The following is a 23,738-nucleotide window of genomic DNA, read 5'->3' on the forward strand; positions in this document are numbered from 1 at the left end:
CAGATGATCGATCCCTAGAGTAATTCGCTGCTGGTGCTGTATCACACTGCGCAGTCGATTTATCGCGGCAAGGTCGGTAAAAATGACATAGATTCAGCTTCGCCAGCGTTGGTATTCAGGCCCTGGGGCGTACCACCATCCTACGGTTGAATTACCGCAATACCGTGGAGAGGTCGACGAAACGTGGTTGCTGTATGTGGCCAAACTCGCGCGATTGATCGGTTGGTGATGACTTACCGCGAGCCATCCAGCTTTACCCGCAGGATTCAGTATTCAATAGGCAGCGTGCGACAGCACCTGGACGAGATGGACTCACAAAAGGCAGCCGGTTGATATGAGCAACTTTGAATTTCTCATCCCCGAATTTAAAGCGCTGGTTGAGCCGGCCAAGGGGGCGGAACACCTAGTGTATTCTGACCCGCGTGCCTGTTGTATGCGTACCCGTCATGCGTTGGAGCAGACGGTGCATTGGTTGTACGAGCATGATCGCGACCTGCGCATGCCTTACGACAACGGCCTAAATCTGCTGCTGACTCAGGTGGAGTTCGTTCGCCTTCTGCCCCCGCAAATTCATCAAAAGACGCGCTTGATTCAGAAGTTTGGCAATCAGGCAGTGCACTCCAATCAAGCGATTGGCTACAGCGATGCGATGAGGCTGGTACGCGAGCTGTTTCACGTGTTGTTTTGGCTGGCACGCACTTATACCCGCGCCACCGACCCAAAAAATATCGACGCTGCATTTGACGAAAAACGTGTGCCTCAGCTCGTTAGCATGAATGAGGCAGTTGCCTTTACCCGTGCGGAACTGAAAAAGCAGGAAGCCAAATTCCAGGAACAGATCTCAGCCCAACACGGAACCCTTGAAGCCCGCGAGGCGGCGATTGCCGAGCAAGCCGCCAACCTTAGTGAGCGCGAGGCGCTGCTAGCGCGACTGGATGCCGAACTGGTTGCCACCCGTGCCGCACTGGCCCAGGCCAAGGCGACTAATATCGCCGTGCCAGATAACCATGATTACGACGAGGCCGACACCCGTCGTCTGTTTATCGATGTGTTGCTGCGCGAGGCCGGTTGGGAATTGGGCAAAAACGCTGACGCCGAAGTGCCAGTGAGCGGCATGCCCAACGGGCAAGGCGAAGGTTTTGTCGATTACGTGTTGTGGGGGGCCAATGGCAAACCGTTGGCGGTGGTGGAAGCCAAGCGCAGCCTGAAAGACCCGGACGTGGGGCAGCAGCAAGCCAAATTGTACGCCGATTGCCTTGAGGCCGAGAAAGGCCAGCGGCCGCTGATTTTCTATAGCAACGGTAACCACACTTGGCTGTGGGACGACCGCCGTGCGCCACCACGCGAAGTACAGGGTTTTTATACCCGCGATGAACTGGAACTGGCGATTCAGCGGCGCAGCCTGCAAACCGATTTGCGCGAACTGCCGATCAATAGCGAGATTGTTGAGCGGGCATATCAACACCGGGCGATTCGAGCGATGACCGAATCCCTGAGTCAGGGCCGCCGCGCCGGTTTGCTAACCATGGCCACCGGCACAGGCAAGACGCGGATGTCGATTGCCCTGATCGAGCTGTTGATGCGGGGCAACTGGGTCAAGCGCGTGCTGTTTCTGGCTGACCGGGTAGCCCTGGTAAAACAAGCCGCCAATGCCTTTAAGGAGTTCTTGCCGGACTCCAGTCCGGTCAATCTGGTCACCGACAAGAGCGGCCAGGGCCGAGTGTATCTGTGTACCTATCCGACCATGATGGGTTTGATCGAGCAGATGGAGGGTGACCGTCGCAAGTACGGCGTTGGCCACTTTGACCTGATCGTGATCGACGAGGCGCACCGCAGTGTGTACCAGAAGTACGGCGCGATTTTCCGTTACTTCGACAGTTACTTAGTGGGCCTGACCGCCACCCCGCGTGACGAAGTGGATCGCGATACCTATCACCTGTTCGGCCTGGAAACTGGCGTGCCGACCGACGCCTACGGCCTAAATGAGGCAGTGGATGACGGTTATTTGGTGCCGCCCAAGGCGTATTCGGTGCCGATCAAGTTCGTTCGCGAAGGCATCCGTTACGATCAACTCAGCGATGATGAAAAAGCGCACTGGGAGTCGCTGGATTGGGGTGATTACAGTGCTGAAGGTGATGCGCCTACCGAGGTATTGGCGTCGGAAGTCAACAAGCAGCTGTTCAACGAGCCAACCGTTGACCTGATGCTCAAGCACTTGATGCAAAACGGCCTAACGGTGGAGGGCGGTGACAAGCTAGGCAAGACCATTATTTTTGCGGTGAACCAGAAGCACGCCGATTTTATCGCTCGCCGCTTCAATCATCATTACCCGCACTTTAAGGGTGAGTTTGCGCGGGTTATCACCCATGCGGTGAGTTATGCGCAGACCTTGATTGATGACTTCAGCAGCAAGCTTAACAAGCTGCCGCAGATCGCCATTTCGGTGGACATGCTCGATACCGGCATCGATGTGCCACAGGTTTTGAATTTGGTGTTCTTCAAGGCCGTCCGTTCAAAGGTGAAGTTCTTGCAGATGATCGGCCGCGGCACGCGCCTATGCCCGGACCTGTTTGCGCCGGGTGTGCACAAGCGCGAGTTCGCCATCTTCGATTTCTGCGCCAACTTCGAATACTTCAACGAAAACCCCAAAGGCGCTTTGGGCGGTACGGCCGAACCGTTAGGCAAGCGGTTGTTCAAAGCGCGGCTGGATCTGCTGTCGTTGTTAGCGCCGAAGGACGTTCGGAAGCCTGGTGATCTGGCGGAAACCAGAGGCCGGTACGATGCCTTTGTCGAGCTGCGCACGGAGTTGACCGACGAGTTGCACGACGAAGTCGCGGCGATGAATAAAGACAACTTCATCGTGCGTACCGAACTTGAGCACGTAACCCGCTTTACCGAGCGTGAAATTTGGAATGCGCTGGATGATGCAGCGCTGGGTGATCTGCGCAGTCACGTCGCAGGCTTGCCGAGTGAGCGCGCTCCTGAGCACATCACCGCCAAGTTGTTCGATCTCCTGTGCCTTAATTTGCAGCTGGCGTTACTTCGCTCGACCAGCGACTTCGTGACGTATCGTGACAAGGTGGTCGAGCTGGCCAGCCAGTTAGAAGTGATGGACAGCATTCCGGCAGTGCATGCTGAAATTGCGTTGCTTCAGGACGTGCAAACCGACGAGTACTGGCAGGACATCCGCTTGCCGATGCTTGAGCAACTGCGGCGCAAGATGCGTGAGCTGATCAAGTTTATCGAACGCCGCCCGAACAACCCCGTTTATAGCGTGCTGAGCGACGAGATTGGCGAAGCAACTGTAGTCAACCTGAAAGATTTCAATACCGGCATCAACCTGGAGCAGTACAGGAAAAAGGTCGAAGCCTATATCTGTGGCAATGAGAACCATGTGGCCATCGCCAAGCTCAAATTTAACCGGCCGCTGACGCCGAGCGATCTGAGCGAGCTGGAGCATTTTGTCTACGAGTCGGAACCGGTTCAGAGTCGTGAGCAGTTCGAACAGTGCTACGGCACTGACCAACCGCTGACGCTGTTGATCCGATCATTGGTAGGCTTGGATCGCAATGCGGCAAAAGAGGCTTTCGGTCAATTCCTCGACGAGAACCGCTACAGCAGTCAGCAGATTCGTTTTGTTGAAATGATCATCGAGCGTCTAACCCGGCAGGGCGTGATGGAAGCGGGTCAACTATATGAACCGCCTTTTACCGCACTGCACCACGAGGGATTAGACGGTGCGTTTGGCGACGCGGATGCCAACGCGATCATTTCGGTGATTGCTTCAATCAAACGCAGTGCGGCAGCCTGATGGCGACTGACTCAATCGTGGGCGCTGCCCGGTTTGCGCTGGCGTCTGGGTTGTAGCTTTTGGCTAAGCGCTTGGCGACAGTCGCCACTTCTGTCGCCACGCTGCGCGCTACGGATTACGCGGGTTGTCGCCGTTGTCGCCGTCCGGTGAGTCCTCAGCGTATCGACACGACGTTGCGGTCCCTGGTTTGATTGATAGCAGATGCCGACAGGCTGCCGGTGGCCGCCTTCTGGATATGTTCACTCCACCAAGCCATCATCGGACGCCGGCGTTCGATGTAATCCGCCCGGTTGTAGGCGCTTCGAACTTCGTCTTTATCGACATGCGCCAGCGCGACTTCGATTAGCTCCGGATCCCACCCATGCTCGTTCAGGATTGTGCTGGCCATGGAGCGCATGCCGTGGCTGACCAAGCGGTCCTGAAAGCCCATTCGTTTCAACGCCATGTTGGCGGTCTGGCTATTCGCGTGGGTGCGCGGGTTTCTATCTGACGGGAACACATATTCCCTGTGGCCACTATGGGGCTTAAGCGTCTCCAATAACGAGAGAGCATGTTCGGTCAGCGGGATTGTGTGCGGACGACGCTTTTTCATTCGCTCCGGAGGGATGGTCCAGATGAGTTTGTCGAAGTCGATGTCTGCCCATCGAGTGGTGGCCGCCTCGGCAGGGCGGGTCATGGTATGAAGTTGCCATTCGATCAGGCAGCGGGTCGTCCGCTTGATGCTGGCATTCGCGATTTCCATCATGAGCACCGGAAGCTCATCAGGTGGTAGCGCTGCCATGTTCTCTTTCTTAGGTTTCTTGAACACCGCTCGAATTCCGCTGAGAGGGTTGGCAAGGATCATTCCGGAATTGACCCCGTAGGTCATGATCTCGTTAAGGCGCTGGCTCACTCGCTTAACTGTCTCGAGGCTGCCTTTGGCCTCAATCGGACGAAGGAGCTTGATGACCATCGGGGCGCTGACTTCCGAGAGAGGCGTTGATTTCATACTCGGAAAAACATGCAGTTTGAGGGAGCGCCAAATATCTTCGGCATACGCCGGTGTGACGGAATCCTTCTTCAGCTCGAACCAGGCGGTGGCCACGTTCTCGAAGGTGTGTTCCGTTTCCGCTCGTTTGGCTTCCTGCAGCTCATTGCGCTGAGCTTTTGGGTCGATGCCCTGTGCAAGCAGCTGTCTGGCCTCAACGGTTTTCTTCCTCGCTTGCGCAAGAGAAACCTCGGGATAAGAGCCGAGTGCCATGTTGATTCGATTCTTGGTGACGGGATGCCGATAGTTGAAATTCCACTGCATCGAGCGATTGACCCTAACTCGCAGCTGGAGCCCGTCGCCATCCGTGAGGACGTAATCCTTGTCTTTCGGTTTGACCGCCTTGAGCTGGCGGTCGGACAGGCGGGTGGTTTGAGCGCACATGAGAAGTACTCCATGACACCTTTTGGTATTCCCAAGATTAGCGCCGGGGAGTCGGGAATACCATTGGGAATACCAAACCGCCTGGAACTCAAAAAATCTGGAAAGCCCTGAGTAGCCCTGAACCCCCCGTATTTACTGAATTTCAGGCACAAAAAAAGACGTCCGTGGACGTCTTTAGATGATGAAGTGGTGGAGCCGGGGGGATTTGAACCCCCGTCCGCCAGTACTCCGCTGTCGGTACTACATGCGTAGCCGTGTCTATTAAGTTAACCCTCAGCGACCCGACGGGCAGGGTGCTTTGGGCGAGTTGTGTAAGTTTTAGCCGCTTCGTCCACAACGTACTGCACGGCGATTCTGTTCTATATGACAATCACTTTGGGTTTACAGACATCCCCTGATGATTGCTGGACCCGAAGGTACCAGGAGGGAAGGGCTAAGGCTGCTTACGCAGCGAGAGCGTATTCCCCGTAGGTTTCGTCATTGGCAACTATAGAAAGTTGCAACAGTGGATTTACGAGTTCTGTTACCAACTCGGCATGCACCTAAAGTTTCGCAACCGGCGTCGAATCCTAAACGGCCCCGAGCTCATTGCTCTGTGAATCAAAGTGAGCAACAAGCCTGCGCAGTGTACGCCAACGTGGCTCAGAAGGCCAACCCGAAGGTTGGCCTGCCCGGGTTACTTGGCTGGCTCGCTGCCCATTTTGTCCACACGGGACAACGCTTGAGTGGCTGAAGCGACGCATTTATCGTCATCACCGGCCTTTTGCGCCATTTCGGCATCCGCCTGCATGCGCTTGATATCCATCGTGGCGTTTTCGGACGTGGCCGGGAGCGTAGTGACTTTGTTCTTCAGTTCCTGAAGCTTCACTGTGCACAGATTGGTGTCGGCTGCGAAAACGGGAGAGGCCAGCATTGCAACAGAAATAAACAAACCAGCAAGAGCGGTACGTTTCATGGGGTATCTCCTTGAACTGATGGTCTCGGTGTTGCCGTATGAGCTGGCGGCTCGGCCGAGTCTTAATAAGCCACGTTCGTTGAGGCCTAATTAAATGACTACGGCGTTGCGCAGGAATTCGGTTTTTTCTTGAAAGGCTAAGAAAAACTTGCTCGACGGCTGAAGGGCGCACTAAAAAGGGGCGCGAGTGCCCCTTTTCGCTGGGGAAAATGCGTCAGGGCAACTTGGCTTGGGTGACCCGATCGACCAGATAGACCAGCCCGTGATAGTCAATTCCACCGTGTTGCGTCAGACCTATCTCACAGGTGCGACTGGTAGAAATCCCTTCGCTGCACTGCTGCACCGCATCCTTGAGCGTGCGCAGCGAATGAGCATTCAGCTCCGGCGTGGTGAAACCCTTGTCTCCAGCAAAACCACAGCAGTGAATACCTTCAGGAATGACCACGTTTTTACTGCACTTGCGGGCCAGATCGATCAACGCCTGGCTCTCGCCAAGGTGTTGAGTACTGCAGGTGACATGTACCGCGATCGGCGCTTCCTGCGGCGTGAAATCCAGACGATCCATCAAATGCGTACGAATGAAACGCACGGGGTCGTACAAGTCCAGTCGCACTTCACCCAGGTCTTGAACCAGCCGTAACGTACACGGGCTGGTGTCGCAGTAGATCGGGTCGAGCCCACCGCGACTGGCGTGCAGCAACGCGCCGATCAGTTCCTGGCGTTTGTGTTCGGCCTGTTTGGCATAGCCCTTGGAGGCGAACGGCTGACCACAGCAGAGGTTGTCCAGATTGTCCGGGAAGACCACTTGGTAGCCGGCCTTTTCCAGCAGCCCACGGGTTTTGTCGTACAGCGATATTTGCTCTTTATCACCCGCCGCCGGGCCCATTGCCCGCGACACGCAGGCCGCCAGGTACACCACTCGAGGGCGTTCGTCCGACACGGTCGGGCTGAAGCGAATGGCTTTTTCCGGTTGCGGCATGGCATTGGTCCATTGCGGGACCTGACCTTTGGATAAGCGCGTCAACGTTGCCGAAAGCTTCGCCAATCGTGGCGCCCCCAACAGCATCCGCGCGCCGTTGGCCACGTGCAGGGTGAAACGTGCACCCTGCAGCGCAGTGGCGAAATTACCTTCCAGCCAATGGGCAGTTTTCGTATGAGTTGCCTTCCGGCCACGGAGCTTTTTCACCAGCTCGCCGGTGTTGATTCCTACAGGGCAACGCTGCGCACAGAGGCCGGTGGCGGCGCAGGTTTCGATACCTTGGTATTCGTAAGCGGCTTCGAGCTCGGCGGTGTCCACGCCTGCACGTTTCTTCGCCTGAATATCACGCCAGATCACGATGCGCTGGCGCGGGCTCAGCGTAAGACCTTTCGACGGGCAAACCGGTTCGCAGAAACCGCACTCAATGCACTTATCCACAATCTCGTCGGCGGCCGGCAACGGTTTCAGGTGCTTGAGGTGGATCTGCGGATCCTCGCTGAGCACCACGTCCGGGTTGAGAATGCCGTTCGGGTCGAGCAGGCGCTTGAGCTGCCACATCAACTGGTAGGCATCGCTGCCCCACTCCAGTTCGACGAAGGGCGCCATGTTGCGACCGGTGCCGTGTTCAGCCTTCAGCGAACCACCGAACTCCACTGCCACCAACTGCGCGACGTCCTCCATGAACGCCTGATAGCGTGCGACTTCTTCCGGGTTGTTGAAGCCTTGGGTGAAGACGAAGTGCAGATTGCCTTCCAGGGCGTGTCCGAAAAGGATCGCTTCGTCGTAGTGATGTTTGTCGAACAACTCGATCAGCCGATTCACGCCGAAGGCCAGCTGTTCAACCGGGAAGGTCACATCTTCGATGATCACCGTGGTGCCGGTTTTACGCACGGCGCCGACGGCGGGGAAGGTGTCCTTGCGGATCGCCCAGAGGCGGGCGTTTTCCACCGGGTCTTCGGTGAAATCGATTTGTTTTTCCACCGGAAACGAGGTCAACGACGTCATGATGTGCGCCAGTTGTTCGCGCAGTAAAGTGGACGATGCGGCGCGGGATTCGATCAGCAAGGCGCAGGCATTGTTCGACAGATGCTGTACGAAAGCCGGCATGCCGGGTTTGTTCTGCACCGAGCGCAGGCTGCGGCGGTCCAGCAGTTCCACGGCCGACACCGGTTGGCTTTTCAGCACGGTGACGGCGTTGCAGCAGGTTTCCACATCCGCGAACACGATCAACGCCGAGGCTTTGTTCGGGTGATCGATCACCGTGTCGTAAGTCACCGCGCTGATGAACCCGAGGGTGCCTTCGGAGCCCACCAGCAGGTGGCTCAAGATATCCACAGGTTCGTCGAAATCCACCAGGGCGTTGAGAGATAGTCCGGTGGTATTTTTCAGACGGTATTTGTGGCGAATTTTTGCTGCCAGTTCGGCGTTGGCGCGAGTTTCGCGACCCAGGCTCGCCAGACGTTCGAGCAGCGAAGCGTGGCTCTCACGAAACGCTGCAACACTCGCCGCATCTTCGGTATCAAGACGGCTGCCATCGGCCAACACCAGACGAATGCCAGCCAACGTGTGATAAGTGTTTTGCGCCGTGCCGCAGCACATGCCGCTGGCATTGTTGGCGACGATGCCGCCGATCTTGCAGGCATTGATCGAGGCCGGGTCCGGACCGATCTTACGTCCGAACGGTGCCAGCCACGCGTTGGCTTGCGCGCCGATAACGCCTGGTTGCAGACGAATTTGTGTGCCTTGCCCGCGAATCTCGCGACCGTTCCAGTTATCCCCGAGGACGATCAATACCGAATCGCTGATGGCTTGGCCGGACAGGCTGGTGCCGGCGGCGCGGAACGTTACCGGGACTTGATCCCGTAGCGCCAGTTTCAACAGCGCCACCACTTCATCTTCGGACTCGACACGAATCACCAGTTTCGGAATCAGCCGGTAGAAACTGGCGTCGGTGCCGAAGGCCAAGGTCGACAGCGGATCATCGAAACGTCGTTCTTGGGGAATCAGTTGATGTGCATCTCTCAGAAAAGCCGCCGGTAGAGTCATTGGTCCTCCAGAATCAGAACCACCAGGTCTTTTGGACCGTGTGCGCCGTAAGCCAGGACTTGCTCGATGTCAGCGGTTTTCGACGGGCCGGACACCAGCAGGGCGTTGGTCGGCAGGCCTTGGGCCCACTCGAATTCTTGCTGCACCTGATAGAAGTTGTCGCGGATGTCACTCGCCTTGAGCAGGGCGAAATGCACCGGCGGTACCAGACTCATCAGGCGCGGTTCTTCTCGCGTCGGCCAGAGAATCAGACTGCCCGTGGCGGCGATTGCACCGAGGGTGGTGGTGAGGCTCGCCGGGGTGTCGTTGAACAGCTCGGCTTTCCATTCTTCAACCGGACGGTCGTAGGCTTTGAGCGTGGGCAGGTCAGGATTTTTCGCCCAATGCTGAGTGACACGTTGACCGTGAGGTGTAGTCGGTGCGATCAACAGGCTCGGTATCTGGCGATCCCGCAGTAAATGGGCCAGCAACTCGGGCCAACCTTCGCCTGACGTCAGATGTATTTCGGTGTGCACCGCTTCCATCAATTTGCGCAGTTGCGGGATGCGTTGCTCAGCGGTGTAGGTGTACGGCACTGTCACCAGTTCGACATCGAATTCGTCAGGCACCGGTGTGGTGCCGGTCAGACTTTTGCGCAACTTGGTGAGGATATTTTGCTTGGCGCTCATCAGCGATCTCCCTGTTTGGCCAGATGCTCGCGGGCCATGTCATGCAGTGAGCGGGCAGCGGGTTTCGGTGCGCTGTGGTTTTGCGTCCAAGGACCAACGTTACTCGGTGCTAGGGCACGCAGGCGAGTGGCGAAGAAGCCGAACAGGCGATAGAGCGTCGGCGAGCTGTTGAGCTTGGCCCAGGCGTTCCAGATAAAGCGTTCCTTGCGCGAATATTTGCTGCCTTGGCCGCGCATGACTTGATGCGGACTGTCCGGAGCCTTGACGTTCTCCTCCCGCAGGCGACGCAGCAGTGCCGGAATAGGAATTTTTACCGGACAGACTTCGCCGCAAGCGCCGCACAACGACGAGGCGCTCGGGTGGTCCGGGACTTTCGCCAGACCGACCATGTGTGGGGTGACGATTTTTCCGATAGGCCCAGGGTAAACCTCCCCATAGGCGTGGCCGCCGATTCGGGTGTAGACCGGGCAATGATTCATACACGCGCCGCAACGGATGCAGTTCAGGGTCTGACGCAATTCGCTGTCGGCAAAGGCCTGGCTGCGACCGTTGTCGAGCAATACCAGGTGCACTTCCTGAGGGCCGTCGAGTTCATGCTCCTTGCGCGGGCCGGAGATCATGTTGACGTAGGTGGTGATCGGCTGGCCGAGTGCCGAGCGGGTCAGCAGAGACAAAAGCGGCACCACGTCGCGCAGGTTTTCCACGACTTTTTCGATGCCGGTGACGGCGATGTGCACGGGCGGCACCGTGGTGGTCATCCGTCCGTTGCCTTCGTTTTCCACCAGCAGCAAGGTGCCGGTTTCGGCCACGGCGAAGTTGACGCCGGAGACGCCGATGTCCGCTTCGAAGAATTTCTGCCGCAAGACTTTGCGACCGATCTGAATGAGTTGGTCAACGTCCTTGGTGTACTCCACGCCAAGTTTGTCGTGGAACAAGGACGCGACCTGACCGGCATTCTTGTGGATCGCCGGCATAATAATGTGTGAAGGCTTCTCGTGGTCGAGCTGGACGATGTATTCACCCATGTCCGACTCCAGGCATTCAATGCCTTGAGCCTCGAGGACATGGTTCATCTCCATCTCTTCGCTGACCATCGATTTGCCCTTGATCACTTGCCGCCCCTCGTGAGCGCGGATGATCGAGAGGACGATGCCATTGGCCTCGTCCACCGTTTCCGCCCAGTGCACTGTCACACCGTTGCGGGTCAGGTTTTGTTCAAGCTGCTCGAGCAGGTCGGGCAACTTGGATAACGCACGGGCGCGGACAGCATTACCCAGCGCTCGCAAATGTTCTCGTTCGTGGGCATCGCTGAAGGACGCTGCCCGTTTTGTCATCAGTGAATCCATCGCAGTGCGAAAGTTGTTTCGCAGTTGCTTGTCACCCAAGGCCTTGTGAGCCCGGGTGCGAAAATCTTCTTCCACGGCAACCGTAGGAATAATCGCGGAAGCGTTCATAGAACACCTCCGGTTCGCTGCCAAAGGAAACTGGCCAGGTGTTGGCCGCGCAACGCTTCCTTCTGTTTCTCCAGCGAGCCGTTGATGTTCATCAGGCAACCACAGTCGGCACTCAGTACCTGGTGCGCGCCGGATTCCTTCAACGATCGGGTCTTGTCAGCCACCATCGCGCCGGAAATGTCTGGCATACGGACGCTGAAAGTCCCACCGAAGCCACAGCATTCACTTTCATGGCTGTGGTCGACTCGCTCCACGTTGCTCAGCTGCGCCAATAACTCACGGCCGTGCAGGTGGGTGTTCATCTCACGACGTGCCGAACACGAAGTGTGCAACGCCACTTTTACCGGTGTGCCGCTGTCCTTGAGCTGCACCTTGCAGACAAACAACAGGAACTCGGCCAACTCGTAGGTCCGTGCCGCCAGTGCCTGAACCTGTTTCAGTGTTTGCGGCTCATCCTTGAACAAGTCGGCATAGTGTTCGCGCAACATGCCGGCACACGATCCTGACGGCACCACCACTGGATAGTCCCCGGCAAACAGCGCCAGTTGCGAGCGCGCCACAGTCCTTGCCTGCTCGGTGTAACCCGAGGTGTAGGCCGGTTGCCCGCAGCAGCTTTGTCCTTGCGGGTACTCGACACGTATGCCTTCGCGTTCCAGCAGATGAATCGCATCCATCCCGGCTTCCGGGTAGAACAAATCCACCACGCAAGTTCCGAACAGGTAAACCCGAGACGGCTTTTTGCTGGGGTATTGCCGAGGCTCGGGCAGTGGCGGGGCGACACGGGTCGCGTTCGGCACAGCGTTGTAAAAAAGCTCGCTCATCAGGCGTGTCTCTCGGCCGGTTATCCGTCCGTTGAGGCTGCTGAATATAGAGAGGGAAGCTTTCAGTAGCCTTACAGACTGGGTGGTGAATAGCTGACGCCGGATTAGTGGTTCGGCGTCGGTTTTTCTTATAGTTCTTAGTGCACCAGCATGCCGGTGAACCAGTAGGCCTGAGCCAGGGTGATCAGGCCGACGATCGTTGCAAAGAATAGGCTGTGCTTGAGGGTGAAGCGGAACAGATCCGATTCCTTACCCACCAGACCAGTCGCGGCACAGGCCACGGCGATCGACTGGGGCGAGATCATCTTGCCGGTCACGCCGCCGCTGGTGTTTGCCGCTACCAGCAAGGTGTCGCTGACACCGATCTGATGCGCAGTGGTCGCTTGCAACGAACCGAACAGCGCGTTGGACGATGTATCGGAACCGGTCAGGAATACGCCCAGCCAGCCGAGGAACGGCGAGAAGAACGGGAACGCTGCGCCGGTGCCTGCCAGCACCAGGGCCATGGTCGATGACATGCCCGAGAAGTTGGTGACGAAGGCAAACGCCAAGACCATGCCGATGGACAAAATCGGCCAGCGCAGTTCGTAGAAGGTCTCTTTCAAAGTGGTCAGACCAATTCTGAGGTTGATCTTCAGTACCAGCATCGAGATCAGCGCGGAAAAGAAGATCGCCGTGCCGGTCGCGGAAATCGGGTCGAGTTTGAACACCGCCGGTATAGCGGTCGGGGCGGCCACGATCGGTGCGACCTTGATCACCATTTGGTCCAGATGCGGGATCGCGAAGTTGAACACCCAGCTGTACATCGAACCGCCAGCGGCAAACATTGCCTTGAAGGGTTTCAGGGTCCAGATAGTGACCAGCACGGTGAGGATCAGGAACGGTGACCAGGCTTTGAGAATTTCACCGAGGCTGTAAGGCGAAGCCACGGTGCTGCGCGGCTGACCGAAACCGCCGGTGCTGGCGCTGACTACGGAAGCCGAGACGGCGCCAACGATGTGTTGGCCCGCTGCGCGCTTCGGCTGCCATACCTTCAGGAACAGCGTCAGGGAAATCAGACTGGCCAGGGCCGAGGTGATGTCCGGCAGTTCCGGGCCGATGTAGTTCGAGGTGAAGAACTGGGTGACGGCAAAGCTCAAACCGGCGACCAGTGCTGCCGGCCAGGTTTCCCGCACGCCGCGCAGGCCATCCATCATGAACACCAGCCAGAACGGCACGAACAACGACAACAGCGGCAGTTGACGGCCGGTCATGGCGCCGATCTTAAAGGCGTCGATTCCGGTCACTTGCCCAGCGACGATGATCGGAATCCCCAAGGCACCAAACGCCACTGGCGCGGTGTTGGCGATCAGGCACAGGCCAGCGGCGTACAGCGGGTTAAAGCCCAGCCCTACAAGCAGTGCGGCGGTAATCGCGACCGGCGCACCGAAACCGGCTGCACCTTCCAGGAAGGCACCGAAGCAGAAGCCGATCAGCAGCACTTGCAGGCGCTGGTCGTCAGTGATTGACAGCACCGAGCTGCGGATCACTTCGAACTGACCACTCTTGACCGTCAGTTTGTAGAGGAATACCGCCGCCACGATGATCCAGGCAATCGGCCACAGACCGTAGGCGAAGCCATAGCCGGCGGCGGCGAAGGCCATGTCGACCGGCATCTGGAAGGCGAAGATCGCCACAGCAATGGACAAGGCCAGCGTGATGCTGCCGGCCACATGTCCTTTGAGCCGGAACACGGCCAATGCCAGGAAGAAAAACACGATGGGGATAACGGCCGCGAGCGCGGACACGCCGAGACTGCCGAGCGGGGAATAGAGCTGTTGCCAGGTTTGCATATGGGGTGGCCCCTAATTGTTGTTGGTCAGGCACTGGTCAGCGTTCTTGGATAATTGGTAATACCAATTTACAATCGCTGTTGGCTAGGGTAAAAGCCTTGTAGGCGGCATGTCAATTTGCCGTTCTAAAACTTTTGTCGAATAAGCGGTGCAGAGGGCATCTGGTCCGCTCGACAAAATGCCATCTGATAGGTGCTGGCATAGCGCTGATAGGCCAGAATAGAGAGCCCGGCGAGTCGTCGGGATCGTGGAGAATTGAGTTATGGGGTTTGATCAAATTCGTCAGCGCCGTTTGTCTGACGATATTGTCGAGCAGCTCGAGGGGATGATCCTCGAGGGCACGCTGAAGGCGGGTGAGCGCTTGCCGGCCGAGCGCGCGTTGGCCGAGCAGTTCGGCGTGTCACGCCCGTCGTTGCGCGAAGCGATTCAGAAACTGGCGGCCAAGGGCTTGCTGGTCAGTCGCCAGGGTGGCGGCAATTACGTGGTGGAGTCGCTGGGGTCAACCTTCAGTGATCCGCTGCTGCATCTGCTGGAAAGCAACCCTGAAGCGCAGCGCGATTTGCTGGAATTTCGCCACACTTTGGAAGCCTCCTGTGCCTATTACGCGGCCTTGCGCGCTACGGACGTTGATCGCGAGCGGTTGACCACGGCCTTCAACGAATTACAGGACTGCTATACGCGTCATGATGAAGTGAGCCGTGCGGAAGAGGGCGCGGCGGATGCGAAATTCCATCTGGCGATTGCTGAAGCCAGTCACAACGCGGTGTTGCTGCACACCATTCGTGGGTTGTTCGACCTGCTTAAGCGCAACGTGGTGACCAATATCGGCGGGATGTACAAGCAGCGCACCGAAACCCGCGACATGCTGATCACCCAGCATCGTGAGTTGTACCTGGCGATTATCGAAGGAAGGGCAGAACAGGCGCGGGAAGTTTCAAGCCGACACATTTTGTACGTGCAGGAAGTGCTGGAAGAAGTGCGTCAGGAAATGCAGCGCATGGCTCGGGCGGAGCGGCGCAAGGGGATGTAGGTTTGGCTGATGATCGTTCCCACGCTCCCGCGTGGGAATGCATCCCGTGACGCTCCGCGTCACAAAGCGGACGCGGAGCGTCCATTGCTGCATTCCCACGCGGACGGTTCGACGCCTCGACGTGGGAATGATCAAGGTGAAGGATTACTCTTCCTTACCCTTGTTGCGCACCGCACGCTGCAACTCGCGACCGGCGTCGCGTTCGCGTTCGGTATCACGCTTGTCGTATTCCTTCTTGCCCTTGCCCAGAGCGATCTCGCACTTGACCATGTGCTTGCTCCAGTACCAGGACAGGCACACGCAGGCATAACCTTTTTGCTGCACGGCAGTGGCCAGCTTTTCCAGCTCGCGCCGGTTGAGCAGCAACTTTCGGGTGCGGGTCGGATCAGCGATAACGTGGGTGCTGGCGGTCATCAGAGGCGTAATGTGGCTGCCGAGCAGCCAGGCTTCGCCATCCTTGAGCAGTACGTAACTGTCAACCAGTTGTAGCTTGCTTGCCCGCAGACTTTTTACTTCCCAGCCGGCCAGGACCAGACCAGCCTCGAACTTATGCTCGATGAAGTAATCGTGTCGCGCCTTTTTATTCTGCGCGATGGTCCCTGTTGGGTGTTTCTTCTGTTTAGCCATAGGGGCGGCATTATAGGGAGTTGCAAGCAAGTCGGCTACGGTGTCGCTACGTGCTTGAGCAGGTTGATTGAATCCCGGACAATGCGGCCTCTTTTTTGAACGCTTGGGCGTGATAACGATGTCGACAGACAAGGTTTCTGTCCACGGCAGTTGGGCTAGCCGCTGGGTCTTCATACTCGCCGCGACCGGTTCGGCCGTGGGCCTGGGTAGTATCTGGAAATTCCCATATATGGTCGGCATCTATGGCGGCGGTGCCTTTGTGCTGATGTTCCTGGCCTGTATCGCGCTGATCGGTATGCCGGTCATGTTGGCCGAAACCCTGATCGGCCGTCGTGCCCGGCAGAGCCCTGCCAACGCCTTGAAGGTGCTAGCGCTGGAAGCAGGGCATTCGGCGAAGTGGTCCTGGGGCGCATTTGCCGGAATGATCACGGCATTGCTCATCCTGTCTTTCTATAGTGTGGTCGGCGGCTGGTCGCTGGATTACATCATCAATATGGGCCGTGGTGACTTTCAGGGAGTAACGCCTGATCAGGTTGGCGCGTATTTTGGCAATGTAATCGCCGATCCATGGCGGCTGACACTTTGGCACACGATTTTCATGCTGCTGTCTGCCGTTGTCATCGCCAAAGGCGTCGTTGCCGGGCTCGAACGCAGTCTGCGGATCATGATGCCGCTTCTCTTTGTGATGATTCTGGTGCTGCTGGGCTACAGCATGACCACTGGCCATTTCATGGAGGGCGTGCATTTTATGTTCGACTTCCACCCGGAAAAAGTACTCGATGGCTTGTTGCCCGCCATGGGGCACGCGTTTTTTTCCCTGAGCGTAGGCGTCGGTTCGATCATGATCTACGGCGCCTACATGCCAAAGAACTCATCGATTTCCGGCACCATCGTCGGCGTGGCACTGCTCGATACCTTCGTTTCCCTGGTGGCAGGTCTGGCATTGTTTCCGATTGTGTTTGCCGCGGGTCTGAACCCGAGCGAAGGCCCTGGCCTGATGTTCGTCAGCCTGCCCTTTGCCTTTGGTAACGTAGCGTTCGGCCAGTTGATGGGCGTAGTGTTTTTCGTGCTGGTAGCGATTGCCGCGTGGAGTTCGGCGATTTCCTTGCTCGAGCCGATGGTGGCTTACCTGGTTGAACGCACGAAAGTCAGCCGCGCGTGGGTCACCTTCTGGCTGGCATTCACCTGCTGGTTTGTTGGCCTGGGCACGGTGTTCTCCTTCAATATCTGGAAGGAAGCCAAATTTTTCGTGAACGAAGGCGGTTTGTTCCACCTCTATCAATGGGGCGCGGCCGGAGGCCTGGATTTCTTTGGTGTGATCGATTTCTTCACCTCGCGGATCATGTTGCCACTCGGTGGTTTGTGTTTCGTGGTGTTTGCAGGCTGGGTGATGGGCCGTGAAGCGGTACGCGACGAGTTGTCGATCCGCAACCCTGCGTTGTTCGCCTTGTCCCTGTTCTTGATGCGCTATGTGGCGCCCATCGGCATTCTTGTAGTGTTTGCCGCCCAGCTGTGGAAGTGACGCTGACATGACGACACACATTCAACGTTCGGCCTTGCTGCCGTACCCGGCGCAAGCGCTGTATGACCTGGTCAACGACGTGGCGCGTTATCCGGAATTCCTGCCGTGGTGCTCGACGGCCGAAGTGCTGGAAAGCTCTCTCGAGCATATGCGCGCCAGCGTAGGTGTGGCCAAGGGTGGCCTCAGTCAGCATTTCGTGACTCGAAATACCTTGGTGCCCGGACATTCGATTGAGATGAACCTCGAGAAGGGTCCGTTCAACCAGTTGCATGGCGTCTGGGTGTTCAAATCGTTAGGGGAGAAGGCCTGCAAGATCAGCCTGGACCTGTCGTTTGATTACGCCGGGCCGATTGTTCGCGCTACCTTGGGGCCGTTGTTCAATCAGGCGGTCAATACGCTGGTGGATGCCTTCTGCCAGCGCGCCAAACAGATACATGGTTGAGGTCGTGATCGACGTTGAGGTGGTCTATGCCGCCATTGATCGTCAGGTGCTCCTGTCGCTGACGGTGCCGGCAGGAACAACCGTGCGGGCGGCTTTACTGAAGTCTGGTGTCGGCGAGGCGTTTACGGAGCTGGATCTGGCAGATTGCCCGGTAGGGATCTTCGGCAAAGTGATCGCTGATCCGGACAATCGTCCTGTCCAGGCGGGTGATCGCATCGAAATATACCGGCCATTGCTGGCTGATCCGAAAGAGGTTCGCCGGTTGCGTGCTGCCAAAGCTGCTGAGGCCAAAACCCGGAATCAGTGATTCGCTCAAACGCTGGACAATAAAAAACCCGGACATGCCGGGTTTTTTATTGCGTCGCAAATTATTGCGGCGAGGTTTCCAGAGGTTCTGGAGTCGGGACTGGAACGGTTTCTACACCGTCGACGTCTTTCTGGATCTGATCCAGCAACGAACCTGGCTTGACCGGTTTCTCCGGTTTCGGCTGCTCGACGTTTTCTGCTGGCGCAGCAACTGCAGTGCCGCTGTCCTTGCCGAGAATGGCTTCGTCCCGGCTCACGCCTGGCATGAAATCACCAGAGAGGCTGACAAGTTGGTCATTAGGGTTGAAGATAACGCTAATGCGTTCCTGTTGGCGTTCACCACCACCGGGTTGCAGGCTATACAAGTAATCCCAGCGATCGGCATGGAACGTGTCAGTCAGCAGAGGGTTGCCCATGATAAACCGTACTTGCCGACGGGTCATTCCCGGGCGTAACTGGTCTATCATGTCCTGCGTGACGACATTGCCCTGCTGGATGTCGATTTTGTAAACCCCGGGGAATGAACAACCGGCGAGTGCGAGCAGTCCCACAAAGGTGAAACTGGTTAGCAAGAGCTTGGTGTTTTGCATCGGTGGGCGACTTCCACTATCTTGGCTGGGACAACGTAAACGCCGATCATACCCGCATTAAGAGAAGCTGCGAAGCAGCATCGCGAGAAAGCTGACCATGGTTGAAAATAGCGAACTACGCAAAGCCGGCCTCAAAGTGACCCTTCCACGGGTCAAAATTCTGCAAATGCTCGATTCCGCCGAGCAACGCCACATGAGTGCCGAGGATGTCTACAAGGCGCTGATGGAGGCTGGTGAGGACGTCGGTCTGGCCACGGTTTACCGTGTTCTGACTCAGTTCGAGGCAGCTGGCCTTGTGGTGCGGCACAACTTCGACGGAGGCCATGCGGTCTTCGAGCTGGACGACGGCAAGCATCACGACCATATGGTCAACGTCGAGACCAGTGAAGTGATCGAATTCTTCGACGAAGAAATCGAGCGTCTGCAGAAGGCAATCGTCGACAAGTATGGCTTCGAGATGGTTGATCACAACCTTGTACTGTACGTGCGCAAGAAAAAGTAAGCATGTCGCGCGAACTTAAGGTTCGCGAAACGAGCGAAGGCGACCCCAGGGTCGCCTTCGTGCTTTCTGCGGATCTTAAATTTTCGCAGTGACGACCATTTTTTTGGCGTGAGCCAGAGATTCCTTGGTGAGGTCGATGCCTCCCAGCATCCGCGCCACCTCTTCGACACGATCATTTTTGCTCAGTTTGGAGACGGCTGTGTGAGTGGCATCCTCACCGCGCACTTTGTGCACGAATAGATGCTGATGCCCCTGCGCTGCTACTTGCGGCAAGTGAGTGACCGTCAGAACCTGCCCGCGCTCCCCCAGTCGACGAAGCAACTGGCCAACGATCTCGGCGGTCGGGCCGCCGATGCCCACGTCCACTTCGTCGAACACCAGGGTCGGTACACGCGACGTTTGCGCGGTGATCACTTGAATCGCCAGGCTGATCCGTGACAGCTCGCCGCCGGATGCGACTTTTGCCAAGGCTTTCAGCGGTTGCCCCGGGTTGGCGCTCACGAGCAGTTCTACCTGTTCAAGGCCATTGGGTAGCAGTTCATCGCTGCTGTTGGGGCGCAGTTCGATGGTGAAACGACCGCCGGGCATGCCCAGTCGCTGGATTTCCTGCTCCACGGCACTGGCCAGGCTGCTCGACGCCTGATGGCGTAAATCGCTCAGCTCACGAGCCTTCTCCTGATAATGACGGGCATAGGAGGCCAGTTCATCGCTCAGGCGCTCGATGGATTCGTCGTTTGCATTCAGGGTCTCGATTTCATCGAGCAACTTCTGCTGCATCTCCGCCACTTCGGTCGGCTGGATGCGGTGTTTGCGCGCCATGGTGTAGATCGCATCAAGGCGTTCCTCCAGGTACTGAAGGCGCGCCGGATCGGCGTCGAAGTTATCAAGGAAGCGGTTCAGTTCCCCCACGGCTTCTTCGACCTGGATCTGCGCACTGGTCAGCAGGCTACTGGCCTCGCCCAGTGCCCCAATCGAATTGTTGACGCTCGAAAGGCGGTTGAGGCTGGCGGTGAGGGCGTTCAGCACATTGCCGGAATCACTTTCGCTGCATTGCTCGACCACTTGCCGGCAAATGCCCAGCAGGGTTTCGGCGTTGGTCAGGTTCTTGTGTTCCTGTTCCAACTGCTCCAGCTCGTTTTCGCCGAGGCCGAGGTTTTCCAGCTCTTCGAGTTGATAGCTGAGCAATTGATGGCGAGCGCGTTGTTCGTCGCCGGAATTGGAGAGGCGTTCCAGTTCCTGGCGGGTCTGGCGCCAGCGTTGGGCGGCCAGATGCACGTGACGGGCAAGGTCTGTTGCGCCGGCGTACTCGTCGAGCAGACGGCGGTGCGTGTCGGTCTTGAGCAGGGATTGGTGTTCGTGCTGGCTGTGGATGTCGATCAGCAACTCGCCCAGGGCCTTGAGATCGCCGAGGGGGCAGGGCGTGCCATTGATGTAGCCGCGCGAGCGCCCTTCGGCGGTAATCACCCGGCGCAAGATGCACGGGCCGTCACTCTCCAGGTCGCGCTCAGCCAGCCAGGCGCTGGCTTCCGGAATATCGACCAGGTCGAAGGTTGCCAGGATATCGGCCTTGTCTGCGCCGGGACGGACCACGCCGCTGTCGGCGCGATCGCCCAAGGTCAGGCCCAGGGCGTCGAGCATGATCGACTTGCCGGCGCCGGTCTCCCCTGTGATCACGCTCATCCCGCGATCGAGTTCGAGATCGAGATGTTCAACGATGGCGTAGTTATGTACGGACAGGTGCACCAGCATAAAGGCCGCTCCCAGGCTTTAGGTCTGGTTATTTATACAGTGTTTTGTTTCTGGCTGACAATGCCCACCCTTAGCTTGATTTGCTTGACCCGACGAAATCCTTAGTGCGCCCGGGAATGACAAAGCAGCTGTTTTTTGTAGGGTTAATCAATAAGCGCCCCTTGAAGCTGAATTTTGCGGCCCCATATAGCTGGGCAGAAGCGTGAGTTGAGCTCGCGGACGATATTGAAAGGAGAAATCTATGGCTGACGAACAGACAGTGGATACGCAAAATCTAGACGCCGATCAAGCTGCCCAGGATTCGGGTGATGAACTGGCGACTCGTGTTCAAGTGCTCGAAGAGCAATTGGCTGGCGCTCATGATCAGGCTTTGCGTGTAGCGGCTGATCTGCAGAACGTCCGCCGTCGCGCCGAGCAGGATGTCGAAAAGGCTCACAAGTTCGCGCTGGAAAAATTCGCCGGTGACTTGTTGCCAATCATCGACAGCCTGGAGCGCGGTCTGGAGTTGTCCAATCCGGATGACGAAAGCATCCGTCCAATGCGCGAAGGCATTGAGCTGACCCTGAAAATGTTCCAGGACACCCTGAAGCGTTATCAGCTGGAAGCGATCGATCCGCATGGCGAACCGTTCAATGCCGTTCAGCATCAGGCAATGGCCATGCAGGAAAGCGCCGACGTCGAGCCGAACAGCGTGCTCAAGGTGTTCCAGAAGGGCTATCAGCTCAACGGTCGCCTGCTGCGTCCGGCCATGGTCGTGGTCAGCAAGGCCCCGGCGCCGGTTTCGCCTTCGATTGACGAACAAGCTTGAAATTAGCCGCAAGGCCCCCATTTAGAAGTCAAGCGTTTAAGTGCTACCGCAGTTAGCCACCACTGCTGCGGCATCCAAATCCAAAGTTTCGGGAGAGTGAACATGGGCAAAATTATCGGTATCGACCTGGGGACTACCAACTCCTGCGTCTCCGTGATGGAAAACGGCGTAGCCAAAGTTATTGAAAACGCTGAAGGCACGCGTACCACGCCGTCGATCATCGCTTATGCCAACGATGGTGAAATCCTCGTTGGTCAATCGGCCAAGCGTCAGGCAGTGACCAATCCGCACAACACCCTGTATGCGGTGAAGCGTTTGATCGGTCGTAAGTTCGACGAAGAAGTCGTACAGAAAGACATCAAGATGGTCCCGTACAAAATCGCCAAGGCTGATAACGGTGACGCTTGGGTTGAAGTGAACGGCCAGAAAATGTCGCCGCCACAAATCTCGGCTGAAATTCTGAAGAAAATGAAGAAGACCGCCGAAGACTACCTCGGCGAGCCAGTGACCGAAGCGGTGATCACCGTTCCGGCCTACTTCAACGACAGTCAGCGTCAAGCGACCAAAGACGCCGGCCGCATCGCGGGCCTGGACGTAAAACGTATCATCAACGAACCAACCGCAGCTGCTCTGGCTTACGGTATGGACAAGGCCAAGGGCGATCACACCGTGATCGTTTATGACTTGGGCGGCGGTACTTTCGACGTTTCCGTGATCGAAATCGCTGAAGTCGATGGTGAGCACCAGTTCGAAGTGTTGGCCACCAACGGCGACACGTTCCTGGGCGGTGAAGACTTTGACATTCGCCTGATCGACTACCTCGTCGACGAATTCAAGAAAGAAAGCGGCATGAACCTTAAAGGTGACCCGCTGGCCATGCAGCGCCTGAAAGAGGCCGCTGAAAAAGCCAAGATCGAACTGTCTTCGAGCAATTCGACCGACGTGAACCTGCCGTACATCACTGCAGACGCCACCGGTCCTAAGCACTTGAACGTGAAAATCTCCCGCGCCAAGCTCGAAGCGCTGGTAGAAGACCTGGTTCAACGCACCATCGAACCTTGCCGCATCGCTCTGAAAGACTCCGGTATCGACATTGGCGCGATCAATGACGTGATCCTGGTGGGCGGTCAGACCCGCATGCCACTGGTTCAGAAGCTGGTGACCGAGTTCTTCGGTAAAGAAGCACGTAAAGACGTGAACCCGGACGAAGCCGTTGCCATGGGTGCTGCTATCCAGGGCGCAGTATTGGCCGGTGACGTGAAAGACGTTCTGCTGCTCGATGTCAGCCCGCTGACCCTGGGTATTGAAACCATGGGTGGCGTGATGACTGCGCTGATCGAGAAAAACACCACGATTCCTACCAAGAAGTCGCAAGTGTTCTCGACTGCCGATGACAACCAGGGCGCTGTGACCATTCACGTGCTGCAAGGTGAGCGTAAGCAGGCTGCTCAGAACAAGTCTCTGGGCAAGTTCGACCTGGCCGAGATTCCGCCAGCGCCACGTGGCGTGCCACAAATTGAAGTGACCTTCGACATCGACGCCAACGGCATTCTGCACGTAGGCGCCAAAGACAAGGCTACCGGCAAGACTCAGTCGATCGTGATCAAGGCTAACTCCGGACTGTCCGAGGAAGAGATTCAGCAGATGATTCGCGATGCTGAAGCCAACGTCGACGCAGATCGCCAGTTCGAAGAGCTGGCCGCTGCTCGTAATCAGGGCGATGCGCTGGTTCACTCGACGCGCAAAATGGTCGCTGACGCTGGCGACAAAGTGACCGCTGAAGAGAAGACTGCAATCGAAGCCGCAGTAGTTGCCCTGGAAGCCGCCGTCAAAGGCGACGACAAGGCTGCTATCGACGCCAAGGTAGAAGAGCTGTCGAAAGTCTCCGCGCCAGTGGCGCAGAAGATGTATGCCGAACAGGCTCAGTCTGCGGAAGGCGCGGCACCGCACGACGAAAAAGCTGAAAAAGCTGACGACGTTGTCGATGCCGAGTTCGAAGAAGTCAAAGACCACAAGTAAGTTATTGGTCGCCCGGTTGACTGCCTTCAGGCGGTGACTGGTAGGATGTCGCCGCGCGGGAGCTTGCTCCCGCGTTGGCGTGTCTGGAGTTAGCGAATTTTTACAGCATGCGACAAGGCTCGTGTGTTGGCGGTATGGCCGGGAATGCTCCTGCTTTTCGAGCTGA

The 23,738-nt window shown here is 57.3% G+C and carries 18 protein-coding genes and 1 other RNA gene; 8 read left to right on the forward strand and 11 right to left on the reverse strand.

The window, feature by feature from the left end; translation table 11 throughout:
- Positions 1–334 precede the first annotated feature (334 nt).
- Entirely contained in the window at positions 335–3,811 is a 3,477-nt protein-coding gene (locus ACYZTR_RS04735) for a DEAD/DEAH box helicase family protein (protein ID WP_461976851.1), read from the forward strand.
- A gap of 154 nt (positions 3,812–3,965) precedes the next feature.
- On the opposite strand, the gene ACYZTR_RS04740 is transcribed toward ACYZTR_RS04735, so the two are convergent.
- The 8 genes from ACYZTR_RS04740 to ACYZTR_RS04775 all read right to left on the reverse strand — a co-directional run bounded on the left by ACYZTR_RS04740 (position 3,966) and on the right by ACYZTR_RS04775 (position 13,977).
- On the reverse strand, positions 3,966–5,222 hold the full coding sequence (locus tag ACYZTR_RS04740) for an integrase domain-containing protein (protein ID WP_461976853.1): 1,257 nt from the start codon (positions 5,220–5,222) through the stop codon (positions 3,966–3,968).
- A gap of 187 nt (positions 5,223–5,409) precedes the next feature.
- Positions 5,410–5,803: a transfer-messenger RNA gene (gene ssrA / locus ACYZTR_RS04745) on the reverse strand.
- A 95-nt stretch (positions 5,804–5,898) separates the two neighbouring features.
- Positions 5,899–6,177, reverse strand: coding sequence for a hypothetical protein (locus tag ACYZTR_RS04750; protein WP_461976855.1), 279 nt, complete (start codon positions 6,175–6,177; stop codon positions 5,899–5,901).
- A 214-nt stretch (positions 6,178–6,391) separates the two neighbouring features.
- Entirely contained in the window at positions 6,392–9,202 is a 2,811-nt protein-coding gene (locus ACYZTR_RS04755) for an FAD-binding and (Fe-S)-binding domain-containing protein (RefSeq protein WP_461976857.1), read from the reverse strand.
- Positions 9,199–9,870, reverse strand: a complete 672-nt coding sequence (locus ACYZTR_RS04760; protein WP_461976859.1) for a LutC/YkgG family protein — start codon at positions 9,868–9,870, stop codon at positions 9,199–9,201. Before ACYZTR_RS04760 ends, ACYZTR_RS04755 begins: the two co-directional genes overlap by 4 nt.
- Positions 9,870–11,324, reverse strand: coding sequence for a LutB/LldF family L-lactate oxidation iron-sulfur protein (locus ACYZTR_RS04765; RefSeq protein ID WP_461976861.1), 1,455 nt, complete (start codon positions 11,322–11,324; stop codon positions 9,870–9,872). Before ACYZTR_RS04765 ends, ACYZTR_RS04760 begins: the two co-directional genes overlap by 1 nt.
- Positions 11,321–12,145: a (Fe-S)-binding protein gene (locus tag ACYZTR_RS04770; protein ID WP_461976863.1), complete on the reverse strand. Its 825-nt coding sequence runs from the start codon at positions 12,143–12,145 to the stop codon at positions 11,321–11,323. Before ACYZTR_RS04770 ends, ACYZTR_RS04765 begins: the two co-directional genes overlap by 4 nt.
- A gap of 137 nt (positions 12,146–12,282) precedes the next feature.
- Positions 12,283–13,977, reverse strand: a complete 1,695-nt coding sequence (locus ACYZTR_RS04775) for a lactate permease LctP family transporter (protein ID WP_461976865.1) — start codon at positions 13,975–13,977, stop codon at positions 12,283–12,285.
- A gap of 262 nt (positions 13,978–14,239) precedes the next feature.
- On the opposite strand from ACYZTR_RS04775, the gene ACYZTR_RS04780 reads away from it, so the two are divergent.
- Complete coding sequence (locus ACYZTR_RS04780) at positions 14,240–15,007, forward strand: GntR family transcriptional regulator (RefSeq protein ID WP_461976867.1); 768 nt, start codon at positions 14,240–14,242, stop codon at positions 15,005–15,007.
- A gap of 144 nt (positions 15,008–15,151) precedes the next feature.
- Here ACYZTR_RS04780 and smpB read toward each other — a convergent pair whose 3' ends face one another.
- Positions 15,152–15,634: an SsrA-binding protein SmpB gene (smpB, locus tag ACYZTR_RS04785; RefSeq protein WP_076028704.1), complete on the reverse strand. Its 483-nt coding sequence runs from the start codon at positions 15,632–15,634 to the stop codon at positions 15,152–15,154.
- 118 nt (positions 15,635–15,752) lie between these two features.
- Here smpB and ACYZTR_RS04790 point away from each other — a divergent pair, with 118 nt between their 5' ends.
- The 3 genes from ACYZTR_RS04790 to ACYZTR_RS04800 are packed head-to-tail and all read left to right on the forward strand — an operon-like array spanning position 15,753 to position 17,905.
- A complete protein-coding gene (locus tag ACYZTR_RS04790; protein WP_461976869.1) occupies positions 15,753–17,156 on the forward strand; it encodes a sodium-dependent transporter in 1,404 nt (467 codons plus the stop codon).
- A gap of 7 nt (positions 17,157–17,163) precedes the next feature.
- On the forward strand, positions 17,164–17,598 hold the full coding sequence (locus ACYZTR_RS04795; protein ID WP_461976871.1) for a type II toxin-antitoxin system RatA family toxin: 435 nt from the start codon (positions 17,164–17,166) through the stop codon (positions 17,596–17,598).
- The gene (locus ACYZTR_RS04800; protein WP_461976873.1) at positions 17,591–17,905 is read left to right on the forward strand and encodes an RnfH family protein; all 315 of its coding nucleotides are present in this window, start codon (positions 17,591–17,593) and stop codon (positions 17,903–17,905) included. Before ACYZTR_RS04795 ends, ACYZTR_RS04800 begins: the two co-directional genes overlap by 8 nt.
- A gap of 61 nt (positions 17,906–17,966) precedes the next feature.
- On the opposite strand, the gene ACYZTR_RS04805 is transcribed toward ACYZTR_RS04800, so the two are convergent.
- Complete coding sequence (locus ACYZTR_RS04805; protein WP_461976875.1) at positions 17,967–18,494, reverse strand: outer membrane protein assembly factor BamE; 528 nt, start codon at positions 18,492–18,494, stop codon at positions 17,967–17,969.
- Between the two features lie 97 nt (positions 18,495–18,591).
- Here ACYZTR_RS04805 and fur point away from each other — a divergent pair, with 97 nt between their 5' ends.
- Entirely contained in the window at positions 18,592–18,996 is a 405-nt protein-coding gene (fur, locus tag ACYZTR_RS04810; protein ID WP_003197684.1) for a ferric iron uptake transcriptional regulator, read from the forward strand.
- A gap of 75 nt (positions 18,997–19,071) precedes the next feature.
- On the opposite strand, the gene recN is transcribed toward fur, so the two are convergent.
- Entirely contained in the window at positions 19,072–20,745 is a 1,674-nt protein-coding gene (recN, locus tag ACYZTR_RS04815; RefSeq protein ID WP_461976877.1) for a DNA repair protein RecN, read from the reverse strand.
- Positions 20,746–20,986: 241 nt separating this feature from the next.
- Between recN and grpE the strand changes: the two genes are divergently transcribed.
- Together grpE and dnaK are read left to right on the forward strand one after the other, a co-directional pair.
- The gene (grpE, locus tag ACYZTR_RS04820; RefSeq protein WP_449643156.1) at positions 20,987–21,553 is read left to right on the forward strand and encodes a nucleotide exchange factor GrpE; all 567 of its coding nucleotides are present in this window, start codon (positions 20,987–20,989) and stop codon (positions 21,551–21,553) included.
- Between the two features lie 102 nt (positions 21,554–21,655).
- Positions 21,656–23,572, forward strand: coding sequence for a molecular chaperone DnaK (gene dnaK, locus ACYZTR_RS04825; RefSeq protein WP_461976879.1), 1,917 nt, complete (start codon positions 21,656–21,658; stop codon positions 23,570–23,572).
- Positions 23,573–23,738: the final 166 nt, after the last annotated feature.

Source organism: Pseudomonas sp. Hz4 (assembly GCF_054898165.1).

Coding starts and splice junctions, on each gene's coding strand:
- ACYZTR_RS04735 (WP_461976851.1), top strand. CDS start 335: ATGAGCAACTTTGAATTTCTCATCCCCGAATTTAAAGCGCTGGTTGAG.
- ACYZTR_RS04740 (WP_461976853.1), bottom strand. CDS start 5,222: ATGTGCGCTCAAACCACCCGCCTGTCCGACCGCCAGCTCAAGGCGGTC.
- ACYZTR_RS04750 (WP_461976855.1), bottom strand. CDS start 6,177: ATGAAACGTACCGCTCTTGCTGGTTTGTTTATTTCTGTTGCAATGCTG.
- ACYZTR_RS04755 (WP_461976857.1), bottom strand. CDS start 9,202: ATGACTCTACCGGCGGCTTTTCTGAGAGATGCACATCAACTGATTCCC.
- ACYZTR_RS04760 (WP_461976859.1), bottom strand. CDS start 9,870: ATGAGCGCCAAGCAAAATATCCTCACCAAGTTGCGCAAAAGTCTGACC.
- ACYZTR_RS04765 (WP_461976861.1), bottom strand. CDS start 11,324: ATGAACGCTTCCGCGATTATTCCTACGGTTGCCGTGGAAGAAGATTTT.
- ACYZTR_RS04770 (WP_461976863.1), bottom strand. CDS start 12,145: ATGAGCGAGCTTTTTTACAACGCTGTGCCGAACGCGACCCGTGTCGCC.
- ACYZTR_RS04775 (WP_461976865.1), bottom strand. CDS start 13,977: ATGCAAACCTGGCAACAGCTCTATTCCCCGCTCGGCAGTCTCGGCGTG.
- ACYZTR_RS04780 (WP_461976867.1), top strand. CDS start 14,240: ATGGGGTTTGATCAAATTCGTCAGCGCCGTTTGTCTGACGATATTGTC.
- smpB (WP_076028704.1), bottom strand. CDS start 15,634: ATGGCTAAACAGAAGAAACACCCAACAGGGACCATCGCGCAGAATAAA.
- ACYZTR_RS04790 (WP_461976869.1), top strand. CDS start 15,753: ATGTCGACAGACAAGGTTTCTGTCCACGGCAGTTGGGCTAGCCGCTGG.
- ACYZTR_RS04795 (WP_461976871.1), top strand. CDS start 17,164: ATGACGACACACATTCAACGTTCGGCCTTGCTGCCGTACCCGGCGCAA.
- ACYZTR_RS04800 (WP_461976873.1), top strand. CDS start 17,591: ATGGTTGAGGTCGTGATCGACGTTGAGGTGGTCTATGCCGCCATTGAT.
- ACYZTR_RS04805 (WP_461976875.1), bottom strand. CDS start 18,494: ATGCAAAACACCAAGCTCTTGCTAACCAGTTTCACCTTTGTGGGACTG.
- fur (WP_003197684.1), top strand. CDS start 18,592: ATGGTTGAAAATAGCGAACTACGCAAAGCCGGCCTCAAAGTGACCCTT.
- recN (WP_461976877.1), bottom strand. CDS start 20,745: ATGCTGGTGCACCTGTCCGTACATAACTACGCCATCGTTGAACATCTC.
- grpE (WP_449643156.1), top strand. CDS start 20,987: ATGGCTGACGAACAGACAGTGGATACGCAAAATCTAGACGCCGATCAA.
- dnaK (WP_461976879.1), top strand. CDS start 21,656: ATGGGCAAAATTATCGGTATCGACCTGGGGACTACCAACTCCTGCGTC.